General features: G+C 41.1%; 25 protein-coding genes and 1 pseudogene. 9 read left to right on the forward strand and 17 right to left on the reverse strand.

The genetic code is table 11. The features are described 5' to 3' along the window. Positions 1-168: 168 nt before the first annotated feature. Together ACJ004_RS15385 and ACJ004_RS15390 are read left to right on the forward strand one after the other, a co-directional pair. Positions 169-1,533 carry a S1C family serine protease gene (locus tag ACJ004_RS15385; RefSeq protein WP_410893979.1) on the forward strand — a complete coding sequence of 455 codons (1,365 nt, stop codon included), beginning with the start codon at positions 169-171 and terminating at the stop codon, positions 1,531-1,533. Between the two features lie 114 nt (positions 1,534-1,647). Next, positions 1,648-2,305, forward strand: a pseudogene (locus ACJ004_RS15390) (ZIP family metal transporter). A 53-nt stretch (positions 2,306-2,358) separates the two neighbouring features. On the opposite strand, the gene ACJ004_RS15395 reads toward ACJ004_RS15390, so the two are convergent. The 3 genes from ACJ004_RS15395 to ACJ004_RS15405 are packed head-to-tail and all read right to left on the reverse strand — an operon-like array spanning position 2,359 to position 4,445. Continuing rightward, positions 2,359-2,757: a magnesium chelatase subunit ChlI family protein gene (locus ACJ004_RS15395; protein WP_410894318.1), complete on the reverse strand. Its 399-nt coding sequence runs from the start codon at positions 2,755-2,757 to the stop codon at positions 2,359-2,361. A gap of 9 nt (positions 2,758-2,766) precedes the next feature. Further along, the gene (locus ACJ004_RS15400; protein WP_410893980.1) at positions 2,767-3,852 is read right to left on the reverse strand and encodes a YifB family Mg chelatase-like AAA ATPase; all 1,086 of its coding nucleotides are present in this window, start codon (positions 3,850-3,852) and stop codon (positions 2,767-2,769) included. Continuing rightward, entirely contained in the window at positions 3,837-4,445 is a 609-nt protein-coding gene (locus tag ACJ004_RS15405) for a transposase (RefSeq protein WP_410893981.1), read from the reverse strand. The genes ACJ004_RS15400 and ACJ004_RS15405 overlap by 16 nt, the downstream gene beginning before the upstream one ends. Before the next feature lie 338 nt (positions 4,446-4,783). On the opposite strand from ACJ004_RS15405, the gene ACJ004_RS15410 reads away from it, so the two are divergent. Continuing rightward, a complete protein-coding gene (locus ACJ004_RS15410; RefSeq protein WP_410893982.1) occupies positions 4,784-5,053 on the forward strand; it encodes a hypothetical protein in 270 nt (89 codons plus the stop codon). 81 nt (positions 5,054-5,134) lie between these two features. Here the strand turns inward: ACJ004_RS15410 and ACJ004_RS15415 are convergent, their stop codons facing one another. Beyond that, complete coding sequence (locus tag ACJ004_RS15415) at positions 5,135-5,578, reverse strand: ferritin-like domain-containing protein (RefSeq protein ID WP_410893983.1); 444 nt, start codon at positions 5,576-5,578, stop codon at positions 5,135-5,137. Between the two features lie 367 nt (positions 5,579-5,945). Here ACJ004_RS15415 and ACJ004_RS15420 point away from each other — a divergent pair, with 367 nt between their 5' ends. Then, a complete protein-coding gene (locus ACJ004_RS15420) occupies positions 5,946-6,392 on the forward strand; it encodes a DUF6376 family protein (protein WP_410893984.1) in 447 nt (148 codons plus the stop codon). 105 nt (positions 6,393-6,497) lie between these two features. Here the strand turns inward: ACJ004_RS15420 and ACJ004_RS15425 are convergent, their stop codons facing one another. After that, the gene (locus ACJ004_RS15425; protein ID WP_410893985.1) at positions 6,498-6,995 is read right to left on the reverse strand and encodes a hypothetical protein; all 498 of its coding nucleotides are present in this window, start codon (positions 6,993-6,995) and stop codon (positions 6,498-6,500) included. A 242-nt stretch (positions 6,996-7,237) separates the two neighbouring features. Here ACJ004_RS15425 and ACJ004_RS15430 point away from each other — a divergent pair, with 242 nt between their 5' ends. After that, positions 7,238-9,298, forward strand: a complete 2,061-nt coding sequence (locus ACJ004_RS15430; RefSeq protein WP_410893986.1) for a molybdopterin-containing oxidoreductase family protein — start codon at positions 7,238-7,240, stop codon at positions 9,296-9,298. Positions 9,299-9,419: 121 nt separating this feature from the next. Here ACJ004_RS15430 and ACJ004_RS15435 read toward each other — a convergent pair whose 3' ends face one another. The 3 genes from ACJ004_RS15435 to ACJ004_RS15445 form a co-directional block, all read right to left on the reverse strand. Then, a complete protein-coding gene (locus tag ACJ004_RS15435; protein WP_410894319.1) occupies positions 9,420-10,256 on the reverse strand; it encodes a YitT family protein in 837 nt (278 codons plus the stop codon). Between the two features lie 11 nt (positions 10,257-10,267). Then, entirely contained in the window at positions 10,268-11,596 is a 1,329-nt protein-coding gene (locus tag ACJ004_RS15440) for a putative bifunctional diguanylate cyclase/phosphodiesterase (protein ID WP_410893987.1), read from the reverse strand. A gap of 136 nt (positions 11,597-11,732) precedes the next feature. After that, positions 11,733-13,001: a dicarboxylate/amino acid:cation symporter gene (locus tag ACJ004_RS15445; protein WP_410893988.1), complete on the reverse strand. Its 1,269-nt coding sequence runs from the start codon at positions 12,999-13,001 to the stop codon at positions 11,733-11,735. A 251-nt stretch (positions 13,002-13,252) separates the two neighbouring features. Here ACJ004_RS15445 and ACJ004_RS15450 point away from each other — a divergent pair, with 251 nt between their 5' ends. Then, positions 13,253-13,978 (forward strand): SH3 domain-containing protein, encoded by a 726-nt coding sequence (locus ACJ004_RS15450; protein WP_410893989.1) that lies wholly within the window; start codon positions 13,253-13,255, stop codon positions 13,976-13,978. Between the two features lie 133 nt (positions 13,979-14,111). Here ACJ004_RS15450 and galE read toward each other — a convergent pair whose 3' ends face one another. The 9 genes from galE to ACJ004_RS15495 form a co-directional block, all read right to left on the reverse strand. Further along, positions 14,112-15,083 carry a UDP-glucose 4-epimerase GalE gene (gene galE / locus ACJ004_RS15455; protein ID WP_410893991.1) on the reverse strand — a complete coding sequence of 324 codons (972 nt, stop codon included), beginning with the start codon at positions 15,081-15,083 and terminating at the stop codon, positions 14,112-14,114. 144 nt (positions 15,084-15,227) lie between these two features. Further along, positions 15,228-15,749 (reverse strand): PepSY-associated TM helix domain-containing protein, encoded by a 522-nt coding sequence (locus ACJ004_RS15460; RefSeq protein ID WP_410893992.1) that lies wholly within the window; start codon positions 15,747-15,749, stop codon positions 15,228-15,230. Positions 15,750-15,986: 237 nt separating this feature from the next. Then, positions 15,987-17,153, reverse strand: a complete 1,167-nt coding sequence (locus ACJ004_RS15465; RefSeq protein WP_410893993.1) for an ABC transporter permease — start codon at positions 17,151-17,153, stop codon at positions 15,987-15,989. Next, entirely contained in the window at positions 17,131-17,841 is a 711-nt protein-coding gene (locus tag ACJ004_RS15470) for an ABC transporter ATP-binding protein (RefSeq protein WP_410893994.1), read from the reverse strand. Before ACJ004_RS15470 ends, ACJ004_RS15465 begins: the two co-directional genes overlap by 23 nt. After that, positions 17,841-18,818 carry an efflux RND transporter periplasmic adaptor subunit gene (locus ACJ004_RS15475; protein WP_410893995.1) on the reverse strand — a complete coding sequence of 326 codons (978 nt, stop codon included), beginning with the start codon at positions 18,816-18,818 and terminating at the stop codon, positions 17,841-17,843. Before ACJ004_RS15475 ends, ACJ004_RS15470 begins: the two co-directional genes overlap by 1 nt. A 211-nt stretch (positions 18,819-19,029) precedes the next feature. Next, the gene (locus tag ACJ004_RS15480) at positions 19,030-19,959 is read right to left on the reverse strand and encodes a phosphate ABC transporter substrate-binding protein (RefSeq protein WP_410893996.1); all 930 of its coding nucleotides are present in this window, start codon (positions 19,957-19,959) and stop codon (positions 19,030-19,032) included. A gap of 281 nt (positions 19,960-20,240) precedes the next feature. Then, positions 20,241-20,417, reverse strand: coding sequence for a hypothetical protein (locus ACJ004_RS15485; RefSeq protein WP_410893997.1), 177 nt, complete (start codon positions 20,415-20,417; stop codon positions 20,241-20,243). A 495-nt stretch (positions 20,418-20,912) separates the two neighbouring features. Further along, a complete protein-coding gene (locus ACJ004_RS15490; protein WP_410893998.1) occupies positions 20,913-22,220 on the reverse strand; it encodes an ammonium transporter in 1,308 nt (435 codons plus the stop codon). Positions 22,221-22,223: 3 nt separating this feature from the next. Beyond that, positions 22,224-22,583, reverse strand: coding sequence for a P-II family nitrogen regulator (locus ACJ004_RS15495; protein WP_410893999.1), 360 nt, complete (start codon positions 22,581-22,583; stop codon positions 22,224-22,226). A 314-nt stretch (positions 22,584-22,897) separates the two neighbouring features. Between ACJ004_RS15495 and ACJ004_RS15500 the strand changes: the two genes are divergently transcribed. From ACJ004_RS15500 to ACJ004_RS15510, 3 genes are all read left to right on the forward strand, one after another. Further along, on the forward strand, positions 22,898-23,401 hold the full coding sequence (locus ACJ004_RS15500; protein ID WP_410894000.1) for an Lrp/AsnC family transcriptional regulator: 504 nt from the start codon (positions 22,898-22,900) through the stop codon (positions 23,399-23,401). Next, the gene (locus ACJ004_RS15505) at positions 23,398-24,612 is read left to right on the forward strand and encodes an aminotransferase (RefSeq protein WP_410894001.1); all 1,215 of its coding nucleotides are present in this window, start codon (positions 23,398-23,400) and stop codon (positions 24,610-24,612) included. Before ACJ004_RS15500 ends, ACJ004_RS15505 begins: the two co-directional genes overlap by 4 nt. 218 nt (positions 24,613-24,830) lie before the next feature. After that, entirely contained in the window at positions 24,831-26,294 is a 1,464-nt protein-coding gene (locus ACJ004_RS15510) for a sensor domain-containing diguanylate cyclase (RefSeq protein WP_410894002.1), read from the forward strand. The last annotated feature ends 191 nt before the right edge of the window (positions 26,295-26,485 follow it).

Raw genomic sequence — 26,485 nt, forward strand, 5'->3', positions numbered from 1 at the left:
ATTTATGAAAAAGGCGAACTTCCCTGAATTGTCACCAAAATTCCTAAACTTTCAATGACACCTTGTTATTTTCTAAAAATTTTATATGTACAATATTACTTTTCTCGTCAGGACGAATATAGTGCAGAGTACATTTTTAAAATATCCGACCTAGGAGTGAATTTTATTTTGAAAAAAAGGGCCCTTATTACCATACCTATCAGCTTGCTGCTCATTGCAGTCATGGTGGCTTCCATTTTCCTAATGAATCTCAAACCAGCAGCTGGGAAAATAGCTCAAGCCCATAAACTTGCGGAATATTCTAAGCCAGCAGTTGTCCGAATCCTCGACTATGCTGTTGTACAATGGCAGTTTAATAACCCCGATGATCCGGAAGTCATCGCCATATTAGAGCAGCTAGATAACCAATCCATAGTGGGCAGCTCAGGGTCAGGGGCCATTATTAGCTCGAACGGCTATATCGTTACAAATGCGCACGTGGTGGAAGTGACTCAACAGGACGACGAGGATATTGCCAATGCCGCATTTGAACAATTAGTAACGATTATCGCGGACTATTTTAAGGTAGACTATGAAACTGCCTATAAGTATATGGTTCAATACACGCAATACACAGGAGTTCAAAAGGCTCTAAAAGTAATTTTACCAGGAGGGGATGTCCTTGATGGTGATGTAAAAAGCTACGGAGCCCCTATTAATGAAGGAAAAGATGTTGCTGTTCTAAAAATTGAGGGCAAAAACCTGCCCACTTTACCGCTTGGGAATTCTGATAATATCCAGAACCAAGGTAATGTTTGGGTTAGCGGATATCCGGCTGCTGCAGATTCCGACTTATTATCCCCCGATTCATCATTAGTTTCTTCAATGAATGCAGGTCAAATTTCGGCTACCTCCAAAAAGACAGACCAAGGAAGCCCGGTTATCCAAATTAACGCGGCAGCTACACATGGGAATAGCGGTGGGCCAGTCATCAATGAAAAAGGCGAAATCATTGGCTTACTCACGTTTAGAGGCGACATGGTGAACGGTCAAGAAGTCCAAGGCTTTAATTTTGCCGTACCCGTCAATACCGTCAAAGAATTTGTGAATCAAGCTGGGGCGAAAAATACGAAGAGCGACACGGATAAACTTTATCAAGAGGGACTTAACCTCTATTGGGGCGGCTACTATAAGCATGCGTTAGAAAAGTTTGAGGCGGTCCAGCGGATCTATCCAAATCATTCCGAAATCAAACAATATATTGCAAACACAGAGAAAAAGGTTGGCAGCAGTAAGACACTCTGGTCGGATTACACCACAATCTTCTACATCGTGGATGGTGTTTCCGGAGTACTCATCATTATTCTCTTGCTGTTCACGTTTGCCTTTAGACCGAAACAGCCAGCAGTTGCAGCAGCATCGGCAGCTCCAAACCCACCAACGGTGCCTGAAAATACACTTACCGATCTAAATAATGATGGAAAAATCGACGTTCAAGATATCCTCCTCGCCCTCCAAGAAGCCCAGAAAAAGCAGAAAAAAGACGAGGAATAATGTAGTGCCTGTCACCAATATATTGAGATATAAACCTATAGAAAAATGGGATGTAGTTGAGACTACGTCCCATTTCTATAATACGGGATAAATTTCTTTAAGGAGTGATTGCAGGTGACTGAAAATCTAATATTAGCCTTTGGATTAACATTATTTGCAGGGCTTGCCACTGGAATTGGCAGTGTTCTGGCCTTCTTCACCTCACACACCAATACAAAATTTTTATCCATAACTCTTGGATTCTCTGCAGGTGTCATGATCTATGTATCGATGGTTGAAATTTTTGTAAAGGCCAAAATTGCCCTTGTCGATGCCTTGGGAATTGGATTAGGAAACTGGTTAACCGTCGGAGGATTCTTTGCTGGAATGTTGTTGATTGCCTGCATTGATAAATCTATTCCCAAGCAAAGCAACCCTCATGAACTGAAGAAAGTCGAGGATATGACAACGGGTGAAGGTACTAGTACTTGAGAAAAGTCAAATTTGTTAAAAATGGGTACATTTACAGCCCTAGCCATTGGAATTCATAACTTTCCTGAGGGAGTTGCAACTTTCACATCAGCACTGCAGGATCCTGCACTCGGGATTGCCATTGCCGTTGCGATTGCAATTCATAATATCCCTGAAGGCATTGCAGTCTCAGTACCTGTCTATTTTGCAACGGGCGAAACTATTGCCTGCAGCCAAAAGATACGATGAGGCACATCTATCAATCTACGGACTAATTGGCGGAATGACCGTAATGGCCCTCAGCTTGTTATTATTTATATGACTGGTGTCAGGCACCATGTGAACTTTTCACTTAGTGCCTGACACCTAATCCGTTCACACCTCGTTCAATTTAATGGCGTCGCAAATACTTTGGTCCGTTATGGCAGGGCTTGCTTGTAGATCCGAGATGGTGCGTGCGAGCCGGATGATTTTGATTTGGGTGCGGTTACTCCAATTTTTCTTAATTGCTATTCGTTGCAATGACTGTTGTTGTGCATTTGAGAGAGGGCTTTTGCTTAAAAGCGTTTCATATGGGATTCTGCCGTTGCAAACCTCCCCTCCATAGCGATCATACTGCCTGCTCCTTGCATCCTCTACTCTCTTCCGAAAAATTCTTGAGGACTCCCCTTCCTTTTCATTTCCAGCACCGTTAAAATCAATTGGTCCTAAAGAGAGATTAATATCAAACCGATCCCGGAGTGGGCCAGAAAGCTTATTTTGGTAGGCAAGAATCTGCTTCTTCTAGCAGGTGCAATAATGACTAGTTGACCCCTCATAGCCGCACGGGCATGGATTCATCGCTGCAATTAAAATAAACGATGCTGGATATGTAATGGTCGCATGCGTTCTACTAATCATAATTGACCCATTCTCTAATGGCTGCCGAAGCATATCTAATGTTTTTTTCGAAAACTCTCCGATTTCATCGAGGAACAAAACGCCACGATGTGCTAACGATATTTCACCTGGTTTTGGGTATTGTCCTCCCCCGATAATAGAAACCCCTGAAGCAGAGTGATGAGGATTACGATATGGCGGCATGGTGGAATGTGGATATGAATTTTGACTCAGTTGATACAGGCTGATAACCTCAAGTAACGACTCTTTTGTCAACGATGGTAAAATGGACGGAAAGGATTCCGCTAACATGCTTTTCCCACAACCAGGTGGACCTGTCAGTAAAACATGATGCTCTCCCGCCGCAGCTATCTCTAAAGCATATTTTGCTTTTGTATGACCAACAATTTGCTGCATATCTAAATAATTAATGCTGGTAACTCTCTCATCCTTTTGCTTTTTTTTAAATGGAGGAACCCCTTGCCCCGAAAGATGTCCGATCGCATCCTGCAAACTAGAAACATAGATGATTTTCATCGGGTCAAGTTCTAATACTGGCAGTTCTTCATTAAACGGGATATAAAGCTTTTCAATCCCTAGCCTCTTTGCAGCAAGGACCGCGGGCAGCATTCCTTCAACTGGCTGAATAGATCCATCCAATGATAAGGACCCTAGAAACCCTGTGTCCTCGGCAACCATTACTTCAAGTTCATGCAAGCTTTGCAGTACAGCTATCGCCATCGGCAAATCAAACATAGAACCGTATTTTTTTTGATCTGCAGGTGATAGATTAATAGTTATTTTCTGGCCTGATAGATGATAACCTAATGTTCGAAGCGCTGAAATTATTCGCTCCTTAGATTCCTTCACAGCCGCATCAGGAAGACCGACAATTTTAAACGAATCGTTCCCGACATAAGATCCAACCTCGACATGTACCCGATATCCTTCCATCCCTTTTAACGCGATACTCGTTACCTTAGCCCACATGTCAATTCCTCCTTATCGAGCATGTGAATTTTTCCATCTTCCCAAAAGAACTTGTCTGTGGGCACTGCATTTAGATATTTTTCATAGTGTTGTATTGGCGGGTCGGGAAAATACGAAAGAAGTAGTTGGGGGTCAATTAGGGAAATACTTTCACCGAAGATATAGGCACGGCAGCTGCTCCATGGATAATTCTCAGGACTTACCACTATCCCTGCTGAAGTGGGATTTAAATGAATGTATTTACTTACGTCAATCTCATATTCGGGAGAATTAAGGAGCTCTGCATTATAACGCTTTTCAAACACATGGCCAGAGAAATCGTACTTCTTATTAATGTACTTGGCAAATTTAGTGTTGAGGTTTTTCATGATCATACTTAGAGGGGTTTCTAGCGTTTCAAGCTGCAGATGGGTATGATTCGACATCAAGCAGTAGGTGTGAAGGTTAAAGGGATATCTCTCTTTGGTTTCTTCTAATAAAGCGAGGTACTTCTCAAAATCATCATTGTCGAAAAAAAGTGTGCTTCTTCTAACTCCTCTGCTTGTAACATGATACTTCGCACCTTTGAACCAAAGGCGAGCGCTTCGGACCATTGTAATCACTCCTTAAAGTTTGTGGGTAAATTTCGAACGGGGGCGAGGGGAAAAATGGGGATCGTATGAAAGACTGTTTCCCCAAAAGACAGGAAAAGCAAAGATAAACCACTAATATATTCGACACCCTCTCCCAAAATCCTGCGCAACACGCCAAAATTCATGACATCGACGAAAAACTTCAGTGTTATAATTGTCCTCCCAGAGAGGACAAACGTACACGAGTGGTGCCTGACACCATTTATCACAATGACACCTCAAAAATATGTATAAAAAGTCATATGGGCTAATATTTATTTTGTATGGCTTTATTTTTCTTACTTTCTATTTGGGGGTGGTTGTCTCTGAACGCGGTAAGAATTATTCAATGGCTATTGGGTGGTTTGCTTCTCGTCTTTGGGATCTATCTTATTTTTGGAGTGCAGGAGTTCTTTGGAACCTTAGCGATAATCGCGGCGTTTTTAATCTTACCTAGTATTGGAAAAGGACCAAAAAAATCTTATAGCAATGATTATCAGAGTGATTCAGACAACTCTGATGACAATGGTGGTTCCGATTCTGGCGGGGATTCAGGTGGAGATTCCGGAGGAGACAGCGGCGGGGATTAATTATGACAGATAGCGCACATTGAAAAACACCCTTGCCTCTAAAGACAAGGGTGTAATTTTTGTTGGTAACAATCTTAATCCTTACTTATTTTTAGAATAATAGTACAAAAACCACACCGCATGATTCTGCTCATCTGCCGCCGCTCTTCGAAATGCCTCTTTTATGGATGAATCAGAAGCCCCATCAGCCACTTCCAAATAAAAATCCACTGTTGTTTGCTCATCTTGTAAGGCAAACTCTAATCCTTCTAAATAGCCTTTTGGACATTCCTCGCTAAGTGTTGGTTTTTGTGGCCTTCTTCCAGTTAACTTAGTATAGATCTGTTCAAATTGTTTATGGTGCCTTCTTTCATCTTGGCGAATTTCAAGGATTCGACTTTTTTCCTTCTCATTAGGAGCTAAATTTGCTAATTGGGTATAACAATTGATAGCATTGTACTCACCAGTCATTGCTTTTTCAACTTCTCTAATCAATTTATTATTTTGTCTATATAAGGCATCGTAATAATTCGTGTACGGATACATAGTAAAACCTCCCCGTTTATTCTCATGAATATCCTACGTGTGAAGAGATTACCGGGTGCTTACTAATCTGTACTTTCCCTTAAAACATTTTGCATTTAGCAGCAATGGTGCCTGACACCGTTTAGGATTGTTCACTTTAAGAAAGAATGGTTTATGGGCTCGCTTGCAAAACAAACGGAATTCTGGACAAAGTTCTTACTATTTTTATTGATATTAGCTTTCTTAACTGCTTATGCCAAAGAAACGAAACAAAACTTTAACTATATTATGATGATAGGTTTTTTTAAGAACGTAGATTCAATTTACATCATTACAGCCCTATTAACAAACCAAACTCCACCCACAAAAAAAAACGGAGGTTTTTCACATGAAAAAGAATGTATTAGTTTTAGCCGCAGTTATAGCAATGTTCCTGAGCGGCTGTTCCCTGCTCAATGATGCAAAAGATACTCTAGCGTATGTGAATGATGCAAAGAACTATTTAGATAAGGCAACGTCTTTTGCTAATGATGCTCCTTCTATTGCGCAACAAGCAGTTAGCGACCAGCAGGCAACCGCAGAACTCAAAACGATGCTTCAAAATATGAAACAAGAAATCCAGGCATTTAATAAACTTCAAGCCCCAGACATTGCTGCTGACTTACACCAGCAAATCGTTGACCAAAACACCAAACTTGTTGCTGGGATTGACTTGTATTTAAAAAATATGAAGAATGGGTTACTCGACCCTTCCGTCCTTGAAAATACAGAAATCTTTCAAAGTGTCCAAGAAATCAACGGCATTCTCGATCAAATAAAACAGCTCGGTCAGTAACTAATAACAGTAAAATCGATTCCTCGTATGCTAATATCCAAAGGGGCCACATTGAATTGAACTTCTCAATGTGACCCCTTTTCATTTCTGCATTCTCTTAAAAGCTTAATGATTTTGTGGTACATAATATAATATTAAATTCCATGTTTTATTATCGATATTTCGGAAGGTGATCCGATAATCTTTTTTTTGATACACGAGGGTTTTTCCTGTTTTTTTCCCTTCCGTGGGGCTGCCCCTCTTTTGTAATATTTCTTCTCTTGTGATTCCAATCTCGACCTGAAATATATAAAGTGTCTTTAATTCCTCTTCATCAATAACGATTCGCCGATTTTTTATCGTATAGATATAGGTATGAATATCCTCATGATCATGCATTTCTTCATATTTACCCCAAACCTTTTCGACATCCGCTAAGTAAATTTTTTTATCCAATCGTAACGGAGTTCCTACAAGAATCCCATTTTCTAATCCTTTTATTGTCTCTTTATTTAAAACAATCACATTGTCTTTGGCCGTATTAGTGTTAGGAATTTCTTTCGCACAAGCTGTCATGAGCGAAATCAGCAAAATCAAACATCCTAGCATTCTCCTTTTCCTCATAAAAAATCCCCGCCTCTCAATGACCTATAAAAATAGCTTATCATATTTTTTCAAACCGAAGATTTTGATGTTATGATAGTAGCAATATTACATATTCTTGTTAAAGCTTTGGGGTTACAATTGTCCTTCTACAAAGGACGCTTGTCCACGTTTGGTGCCTGACACCAAACAATGTCATGAAACAACAAAAACAAATACCACTATAGTAATTACACGAAACACGAAGGGAGATTGGTTAGGCTATGGCTTCTTTTATAGAGGAACGTGATGGTGTTTTTCATGCGGTTTGTCCGCTGGATTGCCCGGATCAGTGTGGATTACTTCTACATAAGGAGAACGGGAAGATTATTAAAGTGGAAGGCGACCCGCAGCATCCGGTCACCCAAGGGCATATTTGCAACAAAGTCCGGAATATGACAGAACGCATCTATGATAATAACCGCTTGAAATACCCACTAAGACGCATAGGCAAAAAAGGTGAAGGCCAGTTCGAACGAATCAGCTGGACGGAAGCAATCCAGACCATTACTTCCCGCTGGAAGGAGTTGATCGATTCGGACGGCCCGGAAAGCATTCTTCCTTACAGCTTTTACGGCAACATGGGCAGGCTTAGTGCCGAGGGCTTGGACCGCCGATTCTTCCATCGCCTCGGGGCTTCCCGCTTAGATCAAACGATCTGTTCAGCAGCCGGCTCTGTCGGCTATAAATATATAATGGGCGGCAGCATCGGCATCGACCCTGAGGATACGATTCATTCTAAGCTATTCATTTTTTGGGGGATTAATGCAGCGAGCACCAATATGCATCAAGTCGCCCTCGCTCAAAAAGCCCGTAAACAAAACGGCGCCAAAATCATTGTCATCGATGTCCACAAAAATCAAACTGGTAGATTAGCAGATTGGTTTATTCCGATTTTACCTGGCACCGACAGCGCCCTGGCTTTAGGGATGATGCACGTCTTATTTGCCGAAAACCTGGTCAATCAAGACTTTTTACAAAAGTATACCGTCGGACATGAGGAACTGCGTGAGCATGTCATTCAGTACGATCCGATCACCGTTTCAGCGATCACAGGTGTGCCAGTTGATGATATTTACAGACTTGCCCGGATGTACGGTGAAACATCACCATCTTTTATTCGCATCGGCAATGGACCACAGCATCACGACAATGGCGGGATGTTCGTCCGGACCGTTGCTTGCCTTCCTGCCCTCACCGGCCAATGGCTGTTAAAAGGCGGCGGCGCCATCAAAGGAAATTCGGCCTATCTTGCCACGAATACAGCACATTTGCAGCGCCCGGATCTATTGAAAAACAAACAAACTCGCGTGATCAACATGAACGTACTCGGCGACACGTTACTCTCACTATATCCGCCAGTGAAATCACTTTTTGTGTACGGAGCCAATCCTGCCGTGGTTGCACCTGAGGCCAATAAGGTTAGAAAAGGGCTTGGTCGGGAAGATTTATTTACGGTAGTGCATGATTTATTTTTAACAGAAACCGCCAAATACGCGGATATTGTTTTACCCGCGACATCCTCCTTCGAAAACACAGACATCTATACTTCGTATTGGCATCATTACATTCAACTGCAGCAGCCGGTTATCGAACCATTTACTGAGTCGAAGTCCAATGTCGATGTGTTCCGATTACTCGCGAAGGAAATGAGCTTCACTGAACCACTTTTTCAGGAGACAGAGGCAGAAATGATTTCACAAGCCCTAGATAACCCGCACAATCCTTATTTGGAAGGAATTAGTTATGAATCTTTAGTGGAGCAGCGATTCATGAAAGCCAAAGTAAAACCGATTTTCCCTGGAACACTTCCAACTCCTAGCGGTAAAATCGAATTATTTTCCGAAAAGATGAAAGAAGATGGCTATCCCCCATTGCCTACCTATGTTCCATTAGTAAACGACGGGGACCATCCCTACCAGTTTGTGCCTGGCCCGAATCATAATTTCTTAAACTCTACCTTTTCCAACAATCACAAGCATCTCACGTTGGAGAAAGAGCCAAAATTGTTTATGAATTATCAGGATGCTCTGAAGGCGGGGATTAAGGATGGGGATAAGGTTCGAATCTGGAACCATCGCGGTGAATGCGAGCTGAAGGTTTCCGTGGGTGAGCAAGTCCTCCCTGGAGTCGTCGTCACGCAAGGACTATGGGCGGATTCCGCTGACCCGTCCCATCCACAAGCCGCAAAACAGCTAGTAAACGTCCTCACTCCTGACCGTATCGCCGATATGGGCGGCGGCGCCACCTTCTTCTCAGGAAGAGTAAGTGTGGAAAAAATTTAAATAGTTATACCTGAATGAAACCAGCTGTCCACTCCACACGGACAAAACGAAGATTTGTCCACGACGAGTGCCTGACACCCTTGACAACCCCCATCGGTTGTCAAGGGTGTCAGGCACCAAATTAACTAGCCTTATAGCCATGCCCAAGCATTTCATGGACATTGTGGACGGTTACGTAGGCGTGATCATCCGTTTCTTTGATAATACTTTTTAGTTGGACGATTTCTTGTTTATTGATGACGATGTAAAGGACTTCTCTGTTCTGTCCTGTGTAGCCGCCGCGGCCGTCAAGCACGGTTAACCCGCGTGACATCCGATTGGTGATGTTGGCCAATACCTGCTCAGGGACATTCGAAATAATCATAACCGCAACCTTTTCATCGAGCCCTTCGACAATGAAATCAATCGCCTTTGCCCCGATAAACACAATCAACAGCGTATACATGCCCTTTTCTAGGCCAATGATAAAAATCGATCCTAACACTACTAAAATATCAATTATCAGCATACCTTTACCAATACTCCAACCTAACAATTGATTGGCCAATCTGGCTAGAATCGTCGAACCCCCTGAGGTTCCTCCCGTCCGGAAAATTAGCCCTAACCCCGCTCCGACTAGTAAGCCCGCAAAAATTGATGCCAAAAAGGTATCCTCGGTTACCCGATGCCCGAAATCCTCTGTTAAAAATAAAAACCCCGAACACGCTGCAATCGAAATCAGCGTATAAACAAACGTTCTTTTTTCAAAAAATTTATAGCCAACTGCTAACAGCACCACATTCAGTACAAAATTCACGACACCCGGCGACCAATCAAACAAGTAGTGTGCAATAATCGTTATCCCTAAAATGCCTCCCTCTGAAAGATGATTGGGGATCGTAAAATAATTGACCCCTAACGCAAAAATAAGTGAGCCTAGTAAAATATAGAAAATATCCTTAATTGTTCTCTTCATAATCATCCATCCTTTTATTGCTCCTTCTCGCTTGAAAAGCCTACCGCAACTTTCTTCTCCATATCACCAATTGACGTGGTTAGCTCCTCAAACGAAATCGGTTTACTTATAAAATAACCCTGAATGATATCACAATCGAGATTCACCCATTCGACAAACTGACTGTAATCTTCAATTCCTTCAATAATCACCTGCAGGTCCAAGTTATGGGCCATCTGAATAATCGGCGTAATGACGCCTTTGTGTTTTTTATTTTTCAACAGACTAAACACAAAATCCCGGTCGAGCTTAATGAAATCAATCGGCAGCTTAATAAAGTCTGAGAACGAGAAATAGCCATTTCCGAAATCGTCCAAGGCGATTGTGAATCCCATTTCTCTTAATAAATGGAGTTTCTCATTCACCTTCCGAATCGTATAAATCTCAATATTCTCCGTAATCTCCAAGGTAAGTTGTGCTGCTGAGACAGAGTACCGATTTAGAATATTCGAGATATCTAGAATAAGAGAATCAAGTAAAAGTTGATTCACAGACAAGTTAATCGAATATTTCAGCATCCGATCCTTCTTGCTAGCCATCTTTTTACACACCTCTTCAAACACCCAGAAAAAAAGCCCGTTTAGCATGCCGGCTTGCTCCGCATAGGCGATAAATTCCCCTGGAGAAATGGCACCTAAACTAGGATGGTTCCAGCGGATTAAGGCTTCCGCTCCGACGATGGCCCGTTGCTCCAAACAATACTGAGGCTGGTATTCAACATAAAGCTGCCCTTTTTTCAGCGCATACGGAAGGTCATTTTCAATTAGCACTTTCCGATAGGCGGCAGGATTTAACTCCCCTTTATAAAAAGAAATACCATTTTCTAAGGCCTCTCCTGCCTCATACATTTGCGCCTTTGCCAGAGTTTTGAGTTCATCTGGGTTTTCAGAGCCATAGGGATACATACAAATCCCCATACTGCTGTTTATTGATAAATAATTAAAATCAATCGTATACCTGTCTGCAATCGAAGCCATAACCCGTTCACAAATCACCTTGCAATCATGCTCCGTAATATCAGCTATTAAAATAATAAAATCGGTTTTATTTATCTGGATAACGGTATCAATATCTCTAATAGAGCGACGGAGTCTTTCTGAGATTTTATTCATGAGAACCGTTTCGATTTCATTTTCTTTATGCTGAGAGAATTCCGGTGGCAAAAATAAACGAAGGTAACAAACTGCGGTTGACATTTGATATCTCTTGCTGAAGGCTAACGTTAACTGGAGGCGTTCATTTAGTAAATGGACGCTCGATAACCCAAATAATTGATCTTCCCGTTCCATATTTTTACCATCCATCAAAAGAACCCCTTACCGATCAAACTTTTTAATAACCTAATCTTACCCTACAAACTACAAATTTTGTCCTCAAAAAACAAAAAAGCTGCAAGAACATAAATATTCTAAACAGCATTTCATAAACTATAAGTTGGTGTCAGGCACCCATTTCCCCGTTTCTAAAGGCTTTACTCAGCCAGTTTTTCCCTTCGACCAAGCGTGTGACCAGCATCGCGCACACGGTGTTACCAGTTGAATTAAGCAATGTTGCTGGGGCATCAATAATTGTGCTGATCACGGCAATAATTGGCAATGTTTCTGGCGGTAAGCCGTACACGCTGATAATTAACATCTCACCGATCATCCCCCCACCAGGAATCGCGCCCATCACGGCACCAACTAAAAAGGCAACCGCCAAAATACTTAAAATATTAGAGATACTCGTTATATCCTTGCCGAACAACGCAAAGAGGAAGACAATTTTCAGCACACCGCCAAACACAGATCCATCCTTATGCGTATTGGCACCAAGCGGAATAATCGTTTCGGCGATATCCTTTGGCACCCCCATTTTTCTGACTGTTGCTAAATTAACAGGAATACAGGCGGCACTCGAACATGTGGCAATTGCAGTAACCGAAGGAGTGATGGCATTTTTCCAAAACACCTTCACTCCGTCTTTTCCCCCGGCAATAAAGGCATACAGGGTGAAGAACCCGAAATAATAAATGACGGCAAGTATCAGATATAAAACAAACGAGCGGGCATATCCCTCTAAAATTTGCGGGCCAAGTTCGCCTATCACCGCGGCAAAATAACAGCCAAGCCCAATCGGAGCATAGTACATGATAATGCTGACCATCTTCATCATTACTGCCGATGCTGCTGATAAAAAGGTAGCCACTGGTTTCGCTTTTTCCCCCACCATCGCGGTTGAAATTCCAAATAAGAGCGAGAAAACAATCAATTGCAGCATATTATTTCTTGATAGTAATAAATTGAAGTCCGATACCGTGAAGGTAGCAACAAGTCGGTCAAGAAACGACATTTCCTCGGCATCTGTCCCCACCGCTGAATGGTTCATCACTTCTTTAATCGAAGCAATATCTGCATGTTCAATCGGATGAATAATCGACGCACCGGTTAGGCCAAGGATTGCAGCCACTAAAGCTGTTACCAAGAACACGACCAGGATGCTGCCCATGATCTTTCCAAGTCGTTTCATCCCATTCATATTTGAAATCGCCGAAGTGATGCTGAAAAACACCAATGGGACGATCATCATGAACATTAAATTTAAGAATAAATCCCCAAACGGCTTTACAATAGAGGCCTTTGGTCCAAATATCAAACCTGCCGCCCCGCCTACGATAATGGCAGTTAGTAGGATAAATGTGAAGCGATAATTTTTATAGAATAGTTTCAAACCATCCACAGCCTTTCAATTTGTAACTATGAAAAACATACCCAAGTTCGTAATCCAGGTAAATGAGCAAATAAGTCTAAACATTGAAATTTTACTATAAAAACAGGATTCTACACAATTCGCCACTGACCCTAAACTTCTACAAATTCTGAACGAAGACAAGCTCGGATATTGTCTATATTTTTGTATTTATATTCATTTATTAATAGAATTCCCTTCCATACAATTAAAGTAGAAATGGAGGGATAATTTTGAAAGTATTCATTAAAGTATTAATCGCACTTACACTGGTGGTAAGTATCCTCATGCCTTTTCAAACGACTTCCTTTGCTGCTTCTATTACTTCTGCAACTGTCAATACGAAGGCTCTAAATGTAAGAGAAAAGCCTACGACTCACTCCAAGATAAAAGCTGTCCTAAAAAAAGGAACCAAAGTTACGGTTTATTCGAAAACAAAATCAGGCTGGTCACAAATTAAATACAAATCCAAAAAAGCATATGTCTCCACCAAATATTTGAAGTTTATTTCAAAAAAGGTTAGCTTTCTGCTCAACACAACCAAGGTCTATACATATAAAGGGAAGGACGGAATGTATCAATTAATCCCGACCGGAAAGAAAGACGATTTTTCCTGGGACATTTGGTATTCCTCTTCCCCATCTGGAAAACAAAAATTTATTGTCGGAGAAGACAGTAAAGGACTCTATACCGGGTATATTGACTCTGAATATTACATCGACATCAAATATCCTGCCAAGGTCGGCCAAAGATGGGATATCGGCTATGAAGGGGAAGGGCAAGCATGGATTACTTCGCTGAAAAAAACAGTCAAAACTCCTGCTGGTACATTTAAAAACTGTATCGAGGTAAAAGAAGATTCCGGGTATATCACCTACTATGCCAAAAATATTGGGGAGGTCAAAACAGTTCAAAACGGTAAAACCGTTACGGAGTTAATAAGTTTGAAGAAAAAATAATTTCTTGGAGCAATTTCAATTACCCCAAAGCAAGGTAGAATTGTTTGTTGATTAATAAAAAAACTGGCCCCACAGAGTTTAGTGGTGGCCAGTTTTTTTTAAGTATGGAAGTGTTGTCAGGCACCACATTGTTTTAATACTGTTGTTTTTGGTGCCATCTCCAAGCATCAGCAATAATTCGTTCCAAGTTCCGTTCTGCCTTCCAGCCAAGTTCGGAATGAATTTTTTGCGAGGAAGCCACAAGCATGGCTGGGTCTCCCGCACGGCGGTCCGCCATTTCAACATTCGCCTCTATACCGGTTACTTTTTCACAAGTTTCAATGACTTCCTTCACCGAATAGCCAAGTCCGTTGCCAAGATTATATATCTCCGTTGATTTTTTCCCGGTTAATAGCGCCTCAAGGGCAAGAATATGGGCACTCGCTAAATCAGTGACATGGATATAATCACGAATACATGTCCCATCGGCCGTATCATAATCCGATCCAAAAACGGCTACTTTTTCACGCTGCCCTAACAGTTGTTGAAGAACAATCGGGATTAAGTGTGTTTCTGGGTCATGACTTTCTCCAATCACTGCTGATTCATGAGCGCCTGCTGCATTGAAATAGCGTAAGATCACATAGTTTAATCCATAGGATTTGGAGAAATCAGACAAAATTTGTTCAATCATCAGTTTCGAATGTCCATAGGGATTAATCGGTCTAGTTGGAGTAGTCTCATCGATCAACTCCACATCAGGAATTCCATAAGTAGCGGCAGTAGAAGAGAAAATAAAGTTTTTTACGTTGTTTTTGATCATTACTTGTAACAAGGTAAGCGTGGCTGCCACATTATTTTGATAATATTTCAAAGGATCTACCACAGACTCCCCTACCAAGCTAAAAGCAGCAAAGTGCATTACAGCCTTGATTGGATAACTTTTGAAAATCATTTGTAAATCTTCTTCATTACCTAAATCACCTTCAACAAAGACAGCACGACTGTCTACCGCTTCACGGTGACCAGTTGATAAGTTATCGAGAATCACCACTTCTTCTTTTTCAACTAATTCCTTTACAAGATGGCTACCAATGTAACCTGCTCCGCCAACGACGAGAATCATATCCATTTCCCCTTAGCTAGAATTTCAAATACTTTTCTTATTATAACATTTTGTCGAAAAAACTACATAATTTGCATCTTGCATTGGAACAAACGGTGAAAAAAAGAGTGTCAGGCACGTTTTGGTGCCTGACACTCTTTTGTTTTATGCTACTTGCCCATCTACTTTTCTACTTTTTCTCTTTTTATCCGCTTTAAGGACTTTCATGGATAAGAAAATACCTGAACCGGTTAAGAAAATCATTGCTATTGCAACTAGGTCAACGAGCCATTTCACATTCGTTGTACCGATTTTGCCTTCGTGAAGACCTCTGATGATACTGGTAATCGAACCAGTACCGCCTTCTCCTCCAAGGCCGCCAGTTCCAGGCCGGCCAGGGAATTGACCGGTTGCATTGGATCCAGTTTGACCGTTAGCGATTACTCCATTTTGACCTGGAGTTTGACCTTGAGCTTGGCCAGTGGTTTGACCCGAATCGGTTGCTGTTCCTTTTTGCATGGCACCTTGATTAAACTGTCCTGGCTGGAAATTACCACGATTGCCTTCCATTTCTGTCTGGCCGATTAACCAGGGTTCATTCATCAACAACCCCGTTACTGACTCGATTAAAATAAAGATGGAACAGATTAAACCAATCCATAAGTGGGCTTTTCTCGTTTTTTTCATATAGAATCTCCTCATTTTCATTGATTTAGGTAGATCATCTCGTGTAAAGCGCCCCATTGAGCAGCTTTTTTATTAAAAAAGTTAATTTATTTGCGAATGAATCGGGTTTATTTGCGAAGCTCCGGCTTTTATTTGCGAAACTCCCGGGTTTATTTGCGAAACTCCCGGGTTTATTTGCGAAACTACCGGTTTTATTTGCGAAACCAAAATTTTGCGGTCTTGACGGAAAGCAAAATCCTACTGATACCGGAGTGCTTGAATCGGATTCAATTTGGATGCCTTGTTCGCTGGGAATACGCCAAAAACGACGCCGACCACAAGTGAGAATATGAACGATGATAGAATCACGGATGGTGAGTAGGCGATGCTTAAACTCATCAATGATGAAACCATTTTTCCTAAGCCTAGTCCAAAAAGAATTCCAATTAAGCCGCCCATCGAACTCAACACGACGGCCTCAATTAAAAATTGTAAGAGCACATCACGCCGTTTGGCACCAATTGCTTTTCTGATCCCGATTTCTTTGGTCCGTTCTGACACCGACACCAGCATGATATTCATGATACCAATCCCGCCGACCAATAAGGAGATACTTGCAATTCCACCTAGCATCATGGTCATCGTGTCGGATACAGAACTCATTGTGTCCATCACGTCCTGCTGGTTAGTTACGCCATAATAATCACTTTTACCAGGATACATGCTGGCAAGTGACATTTTGACTTCATTCATGACGAAATCCATTTGATTTTTGCTTTTTCCTTGCAAATAAACAGTGCTAATCGTCGTATTGCCAACTAAACGCTGACCCGTACTCAATGGGACGATAACGACATTATCGCCGCTCTGCCCGAGTGAACTTCCCTTCGAAGCTAGGACACCAACAACTTTGAACGAGGTGCCTGACACATGAATATATTGCCCAATCGGATTCTCGGTGCCGAAAAAGGTGGTAGCCGTTTCTGATCCCAGCACGACAATCTTTTGGCGGTACTCGACATCTAAGTCGGTAATAAAGCGCCCTTGACTGACCTTTGCATCACGAACGTCAGAATAAGCCGCATTCGTTCCTGTTAAGGTAATTTGTGAAGAGGTCCTGTCTTTTTTTAGATATACCCGGCCTGAAACAACCGGTGCGACAGCTTTCACACCACTGATCTCACTTAACTTACTAATTTTATCTTCGGTTAATTCAATATCGGTACTATAGGTGTTCACTGTCAAAAGGTTGGTTCCTAATTGATTGATTTGACTCGTGACGTTTTTAGCTGACCCTTGAGTAATCGATACCAGAACAATTACGGAGGAGACCCCAATGATGATTCCGAGCATTGTCAGGACCGCCCGGAGTTTATTACTCCTGATACTCCGAAGGGCCATTTTAATGGATTGCAAGATTCCCAAGCAGGACACCCCCATTCTCAATGAGCTGGCCGTCTTGAATACTGACCATTCTTTTTGCTTGTTTTGCGATTTCCAGGTCATGTGTGATTAAAATAATCGTATGTCCTAATTCATTCAATTCCTTCATTATAATGAGAATCTCCTTGCTTGTTTTACTATCAAGAGCACCGGTTGGTTCATCGGCAAGGAGAATGGCCGGCTGGCCAACTAGAGCTCTCGCTATCGCAACCCTTTGTTGCTGCCCCCCGGAGAGCTGGGTTGGCAGGTGGCCGGCGCGATCCTTCAAGCCCACCTTATCTAATCCTTCTAATGCCCGCTCGCGCCTTTCACGTGTGGGTACACCTGCATATAGCAAGGGTAATTCCACATTTTCGAGTGCTGAGAGCTTAGTTAACAAGTTAAAGTTTTGGAAAATAAACCCAATCTTCCGATTCCGAATCGTCGCTAAGCTGTTATCATCCATTTTTCCAATATCTTTGCCATCAAGGTGATACGTGCCTTTATTAGGGCGATCAAGGCAGCCAAGCATGTTCATTAAAGTGGACTTCCCTGAACCGGAGGGTCCAATAATCGCTAGAAATTCACCCTTTTGGATTTCTAATGACACATCATTGAGGGCATGGACCGTTTCACCGCCAAGTTTATAGGTTTTCATCATATTTTTAATTTGAATAATCAGTGTACTCATTAATTGCCACCCTTTCCGCTTTGCGCTCCTTGTCCATTTCCACCCGGAGGCATGCCGCCAGTCATTGCACCCATGCCGCCCATGCTGCCTCTCATCATACCGCCTTGGCTGTTAGTTGAATTACTTGTTGCAAGTTCAGGTAATTGAATCGTTTCACCTGCAGTTACACCTTCTGTTAGTTCTACATACTCATCAGTAGAAATTCCTGTTTTCACTGTCTTTTGCTGACTTGTTCCTGCTGTTCCGCCGGAACTCGTATCGGTTGAAGCTGAGGTGACAATCACATACTTCTCGTTATTATTGGTATAAACCCCATCAACTGGAACATAGAGAGCATTTTCCTTACTCTGGGTTAAAATACTTGCTTCGGTACTCATCCCGACTTTTAAGTTCTTAGGCTGGTCAATATGGATGGTGACATCGAAAGTCGACGTTCCGTTCGCAGATGTCCCCTCTGCCGCAATCTCTGTTACCTTGCCAGTAAAGGTGCTGTCAGGGTATGCACTTACGGTTAAGCTAACCGTCTGCTTCTTTTTAATTTTCGTAATGTCTAACTCATCCACCTGTACCACTGTTTGTAAATCCTTGTAATCAGTAAGATGGGCGACCACTTGACCATTGGTTACCCGTTCACCTTCTAAAACAGAAACCGTCGTAATTGTCCCGTCAGCGGGTGCTGTAATCGGATCACTATCATCAGTGAAGGTAATTAATTCATCACCCTCGCTTACTTTGTCACCAGCTGAAACTAACACTTCATCAATTTCATCATTATCGACCGTCGATTTTATATCTTCACTAGTCACTGGTTCAACTGTACCTGAACCACTAATCTTCACTTCGAGCTTGCCTTGTTGTACCACTGCTGTTCGAGTTTGAGCTGCTGCCTCCGTACTCACCGTTTTTGATTTATAATACTGAAATCCGACAAACCCAATAACCACAACACTGACAAGAATCCAAATCCACTTCTTCATCTATTTCTACTCCTTCGCTCCCCGCTGCAGTTACGACCTCAGCCAACAGGGAAGTTATTTATTTGATGAGCCTATTATCTTGTCCGTTCCTTAACTTATCCTTAAGAAAAAAAGAAGGGTGTCAGGCACCATGTGAAAATTTCACATGGTGCCTGACACCCTAATTGTGTTTCTCTATCTACTAAGCATAATGAATATAAAAATATTAGTCTTAAAGATCTTTCTGATTGCCTTGTGCGTCACGTTCTACTGTCATTTTTGTTACAGGCAGGTATCCTTGTTCTTGTAATAAATTATTTTGAACATCCTCACTCATCAAATAATCGAAGAAGGCTTTTGAAAGCTCATTAGGCTCGCCCTTTGTATAAGAATGCTGGTAGGCCCATACCGGGAATTCACCGGTTTGTACATTTTCTGCAGTTGGTTCCACACCATCAATAGCAAGTGGTGTGACAGATTCATCAGTAAAATAAGAGAAAGCTAGATAACCAATGGCACCATCAGTTTCATTAATAATCTTTTTAACAGTGTTTGAAGAATCTTCCGTAATTCCTTCAGCAGGTGTGGCTCCATCAAGAGCAAACTTATTAAATACTGCACGTGTTCCAGAAGAGTCAGGACGGTTTACTAAAACAATTTTCTGATCAGCTCCGCCAAGTTCTTTCCAGTTGGTAATTTTTCCAGTGAACACTTTAATTAAATCTTCTTTCTTAATATCTTTAATACCAACTTTAGGGTTAACAGCAGCAGTCATACCTACAACAGCTACTTTATGGTCAACTAGCTGATCCGCTGGAATCCCTTCTTTTTCTTCAGCAAAAACGTCTGAGTTACCAATTTGAACAGATCCTTCAGCAACTTGTGATAAGCCTGTACCAGATCCACCCGCGTTTACTTGTATATCAACCTTTGGATTTTCACTCATAAATTCTTCAGCTGCAGCTGCTACTAAAGGCTGCATCGCAGAGGAACCAGAAATAGTTAATGAGCCAGAAAGTTCTTTTGTTTCTTCAGTCTTTGCCGTTTCTTTCTTCGCAGTTCCTTCTGTCTTGTCTGTAGAAGTTGCGCCTCCACATGCAGCCATGACAACCATTAACGCTGCTAGCAATGTAAGTAGGCTTAATTTTTTCAAACTTTTCATTTCTTTGAATCCCCCTATTAATTTTGATGTTGTTTACAGGTTTAAGATTAATCCTTATTTGTTAAGGGAGTGTTAATCCATTGTATAGTTTTGTAAAGAATTGATGTAGTTTGTAAAATTTTGTTGATTCCGCCGTCCTTTTTTCTTAGAATCCAGCTCTCTCATTAGTAGTTTTAGCACACTCCACATATGTCGGAGTGCCCGGAAAAATAGACAAAAAAACAAGGTGCCAAAAAATGGCCACCCTGTATATAACTCTATCAAATTCGGCAAATTTTATATTATTGCCCAGATTCTTCTGACTCTTGATTAGATCCGCCGTCTTGGGAACCAGTATCTCCATTATCTTGATTTTGTTCTGTATCCGCATCTGTTTTTGTATTGCTACAACCTGAGGCTACTCCTACCAACATGAAAGACGCCATTAAAACTACAACCCATTTTTTTAAATCTTTCATTTTCATCTTCCTCCTTGATTGTTTCAAATTTGGTACAATCCCATAATATAAAAATTCGAGAGGAAAAGAATATGAATTACTCATTCTTTACAATTATTAACTAATTATCAATAATTTTCACAATATTTTAGCGAAATATTAAAGTTAACTAGTCCATTTCGTCCTTTCCTTTTTTCATTAATGCTTATTTCACTGCTTTAACAAGATTGACAATAAATTTACAATTAATAAATACAGACTTAATAAACAAAGGATATGATATCAATTGTAATAATCAATTCCAAAAAAGGAGTTGTTAAAATGTTAGAGATGTTGATTAGACTAGTTATCTTGACTACCTATTGCACTCTTCATTGTCCTTAAATAATAAACAATTATTACTAGATTTTAAGTACGCACGTTTGTTACTTTTTATTTATATAATAAACCAAACAAAAAAAGACAAGTTCTACATATGAACCTGTCTTTTTTTGGCTTATTTAGATGATAGTTCCATCAAACTACCTTTTCTTTCCGACTAGCAGGAGAAGCAACCGTGATACCTGTTGTTTCTTCAAAATTAAACAAACTTGTCGGCAGGTCGGTAAAACGCTCTAATTCATTGTAAGCAGGAATGCCATGGTAGGACATATCCAAGCCTTCTTCTTCTTCCTTTTCTGTTGCTCGGAAACCGACTGTTTTTTCGCACACCTTCGCAATAAAAGTACCGCCAATTAGCCCCCAAACAATCACGACAACGGCACCTAAAAGTTGCACTTCTAATAGGGAGACATTACCTGTTGTCAATAATCCTTGAGTGGTATCAAACAATCCAACCGCAATGGTTCCAAAAACCCCGCCGAAACCATGCACGGCTACTGCACCAACAGGATCATCCACCTTCAAATAATCAACAAAGAGAGTGGTATAAATAACGAGCACACCACTTATCGCGCCAATGAGAACCGCACTCCACTCCGTTACAAAGGCACATCCTGCTGTGATCGCTACTAATCCAGCCAACACACCGTTAATCGTCATACTTGGATCGGCTTTTCCAAACTTTTTCATCGTCATGAATAATGCCGCCGTTCCTCCACTTGCTCCAGCTAACATCGTGTTGATGGCAATCGGCGCTAGCGCGGAACTGGAAGCATCTAATGTACTTCCCGCATTAAACGCAAACCATCCAAACCAAAGGATAAAGGCCCCGGCGGAAGCTAATGGAATGTTACTAGGCGCAAACACATTAGAGCTGCCATCAGAATTAAATCTTCCTCTTCTTGGTCCTAACAGTTTTGCCATCGCAAAAGCAGCAAAGCCACCAACTGCATGAATGGCTGCCGATCCCGCAAAGTCCTTCATCCCTAACTTGGCTAACCATCCCTCGCTATTCCAGATCCAATGACCAGAAAGAGGATAAATTAAAATACAGATGAGTGCCGCGGTGACCACATAGGCTTTAAAATTCATCCGTTCGGCAACTGCCCCTGAAATGATTGAAACACATGCTACCGCAAATCCCATTTGAAAAAGCACGAAAGCAACACTAGGCAGTTCGATTGAAAGAGCAATTTTTTCGGGGCTTCCAAATAAGTTCGTCCCAATGAATCCAAATGCATCTTTTCCAAACATGACTGCAAAGCCGATGAGCCAAAATGCTAAAGCACCAATAGTTAGGTCTACAAAAATTTTCATTGTGACATTGACGGCATTTTTTGTTCGGACTAAACCAGCCTCCAGCAAACTAAATCCGCCTTCCATAAACAATACCATTGCCGCCGCGAGGACGACCCACACCGTATTAATGTACATTAATTCCACAAGTCATCCCTCCTTATTAGCTAAATCCTCGATATCATAATCTATTGTCCCTGTCCGAATGTTATAGGCCTCCAAAATCGGGTAAACATAGATCTTACCGTCGCCATCTTCACCAGTTTGGGCAGAATGCACAATCGTCCGGATCGTCGATTCCACCAAATAATCCGAAAGAACAATCTCCAGTTTTACTTTAGGATGCAATGTTACCTGATAATTTTTCCCACGGTAGACACCCTGCGTATCTTTTTGTTTTCCTCTGCCAACCACTTGAGAAACAGTAAAGCCTAAAATACCCATATTTTTTAATCCCTTAATCGTGTCCGTTAATCTTTCAGGTCGAATAATCGCTTCTATTTTTTTCAAGAGAACCGGCCCCTTATGTCATGTTATATTATCTAACATCATTTTGTTACAATATATAACACAACCAAACCCGCCGTCAATATATTTTTATTATTATCAGTAAATTTACAATAATCTTTACTCTTTGTTGTGGTGCCTGACACCTAAAAAATATACCTAGATTACCAGACAATTAAGCGATGAGCACGTCCAAAATTTAATTTGTTCAATCGTTAATTATCAAAAAAGGGGGAATAATCCCAACACTTTCATTTGAGTTAATAGCCATCCTCCTTTAAAATCATTAGTATGAAATATAAATCAGGAGGCACCTTATGAAACTAAGTAATGAAGAACTGGAAATATTAAAGCTAATCGAAGAAAACCATAAAATCTCCGAAGAAACAATTGCCTTAATGGTGATGAGCAGCGAAGAATCAGTCAGAAAAACCATAAAAAAATTAGAAGAAGAAAAGGTGATCGTTAGTTATCCCGCTCTCATCGATTGGAGCAAAGTCGAAGGGCAGGAAAACATCATCGCAATGATCGATGTAAAGGTAACACCAAAACGCGGTGTGGGTTTCGATGAGGTTGCCGAGAGAATTTATCGTTTTCCAGAAGTAACGTCTCTATACCTTATGAGTGGCGCCTATGATTTGTCGATCACGATTGAAGGGCAAACCATGAATCAAATCGCAACCTTTGTATCGGAAAAACTTTCCACGATTGAAAATGTCATTTCCACCACGACGCATTTTATGTTAAAAAAATACAAACATGATGGTGTGATTTTTGGTAGTACCGATGATAAAGACCGGAGAATGGTGATTACACCATGAAAAAGGATTATTCCCACTATATATCTGAAACCGCTAAAGAATTACAGCCCTCTGGGATAAGGAAATTTTTCGATCTAGCCGCCAGCATGAAAGACGTCATTTCATTAGGGGTTGGCGAACCCGACTTTATTACCCCCTGGAACATTCGCGAGGCGGCCATCTTATCAATGGAACAAGGGTATACCGCTTATACCGCAAACCCAGGTTTATTAGAATTACGGCAGGAAATCGCTAATTATCTTGGAACTAGATTTGCTGTCAATTATGATCCAAAAAATCAAATCATCGTCACAGTCGGAGCAAGTCAAGCTATCGACCTAGCGTTTCGGGCCATTTTAAACCAAGGCGATGAAGTGCTAATTGTGGAACCAGCGTTCGTTTCTTACGCTCCCTTAGTTGCGATTGCCGGCGGGACACCTGTCGCCATCTCTACCTCACCTGCCAATGGGTTTAAATTAACGGCAGAACAACTAGAAGGAGCCATTACCGAAAAAACGAAAGCCATTTTGTTTTGTTCACCTAACAATCCAACAGGCAGTACCTTAAATAGAGAAGAACTCATGGAAATTGCCGCAATCGTTGAAAAGCATGACCTAATCGTTGTCTCCGACGAGATCTATGCGGAGTTAACCTACGAAGAAACCTATACAAGTTTCGCTGCGATTGAAGGCATGTACAAGCGAACCATTTTAATCAATGGATTCTCAAAAGGCTTTGCAATGACCGGCTGGCGCTTAGGGATGCTCGCTGCCCCTAAGGAATTTATTGAGGTCATGTTGAAGATTTTTCAATACACGACCATGTGCGCACCAACCATGCTCCAATACGGTGCGATCGAGGCACTAAAGAATACATTTCATGAAGTAGAAGCTATGAAACGAAGCTATCGGATGAGACGAAACTATGTCGTGCAAACCTTGAATAAAATCGGGTTGGACTGTCATACACCGGGAGGAGCCTTCTATGTCTTCCCATCAATCAAGGCAACCGGCCTCAGCTCCGAACAATTTGCCGAAGAACTATTAATGAAGGAAAAGGTTGCCGTCGTACCGGGTAATGTGTTCGGGGAAAGCGGCGAGGGTTATATTCGCTGCTCCTACGCAGCCTCAATGCCGCAGCTGCAAGAAGCCCTAAAGAGAATCCAGCGATTCCTCGAGTCTAGGGGCATTTACGGCGAAAAACGGACGGAAGAAGTCCCATTAAAACAATAGAACTAGTCGAGAAAGAGCCCGATTCTGTTGGTTTCATCTGCAGAAATTGGGCTTTTTCCTTGTTTGAATGGTGCCTGACACCAATCTTTTGTTAGTGCCTGACACCCACTCTTTTTGTGACAGGCCTCCCGAATTATGCTAAAATACTCGGGGGAAATGGGAAAAAAGGGGTGATGTGTTTGAGGTTTTTTGCAAGTAATCTTTTTAAGAGAAAAGTTATGAATTCTACTTCTAATCGCGAGTTTATTAATCATAACTACGAGTTATTATATGAGCGAATTAAGCTCGTTTCTTATATGTTAATTTTCACCTATCCCTGTTTTTTCATTGTCGACTTTTTCCTTTTTAAAGGCCTAAGCAACCCTACGTTCAAATTCATTCTTTCAGCCGTTCACATCACAGGCCTAGTTATCTCCCTTATCTTTCTATTCATTTATCATTTTTACACAAATATTTCTAAGGGGTACGTCGTTACTAGTTATATCCTTTTCTATTTAATCATCGGGGCTGTTTCTTCTATTAATAGTCAGTTATTTACTGGAAATATCTATGCCTATATTATTATATTACTAGGAGTAGCCGTTTTCCTGCCGATTCAGCCAAGACACCTATTGATTCTATATTTTGGAATCCATTTGATTTTCTTAACGGGTTTATATCTTATCGAAGAAGACCACTTCTCGTTTTTGTCAAAATTGATTAACTCGACAGGAACCGCTGTGATTTCTTTCATGATTGCTCTATCATTATTTTCATTTCGTATGAATGATTATTTAAATAAAATGAAATTACGCAGGAATGAGGAAAATTTCCGGCGATTATTCAATATGAATCCGAACCCAATCATTCTTTCCAAGCTACATACTGATGAGATTTTATTAATGAATAAACACGCAATTGAATACTACCAACTCCAAAGTAATGACACTGCACAAATTGACGGAAAATTCTTATTTCAAAATCCTGAGGAAAAATTAGCTATCCTGAAACGTCTGATAGAGCAGCAAAGTATTAAAAACTATGTGATGGAGCAACAAATAACTGCTAAGATCAGAAAATGGGTCATGTTGAGTTTAGAATTGGTGGATTACTCGGATGAACCTTGTATTCTTATCGGTGTTACCGACATCACCGATCTGAAAAAAAATGAGGAAGAGCTATTTAAACATGCTTCGATTGACATGCTCACTGGGGTGTTAAACCGAAGAAGTGGAATGGAAATCCTCAATCAACAATTATCCGGCGGGTCAGAATCTCAAGAATTTATTATCTGCTATATCGATATTAACGATTTGAAAAAGACAAATGATCGATTCGGTCATTCCACTGGTGATGACCTTATCAAGACTTGCTGTGACACGATCAATCGTCATATCACGAATATGGATATCTTATTCCGATTAGGCGGGGATGAATTTATCATTATCTTCTTTCAAAAGCAAATAAATGACGTGCAGGAGTTGATGAAGACCATTAAGTATGGTTTTGAGGAGATTAATAACACGCAACAAAAGCCTTATTCTATCTCCGCCAGTTATGGTTTTTATCACTATCAACCCGGTACTATCATTACACTTGAAAAAATTCTCGAAATGGCCGATCAGGAGATGTATAAAGAAAAGAACGCACACAAAAGTATGACCTCCACTTTCGATTCTATGATGGAAAAGTCGTTAATTTAATTTTTTAAGAACCACCCCTTTACGAACCAACACAGGGTGGTTCTATTTTTTGAGCCCGCGGAAAGCTGCGGGTTAAATAACAACAACCTTTACAAAAAAAGTACAAAATAAGCTGTTCCTCTTGAAATCTCATCGAAAAACGAATAATATAGTTTAGTCTTATTAAATTGTTCGTATTTTGGAGGAACAAC

The sequence above is a fragment of the Neobacillus sp. 204 genome (assembly GCF_046562815.1).
GTDB lineage: Bacteria > Bacillota > Bacilli > Bacillales > Cytobacillaceae > Neobacillus.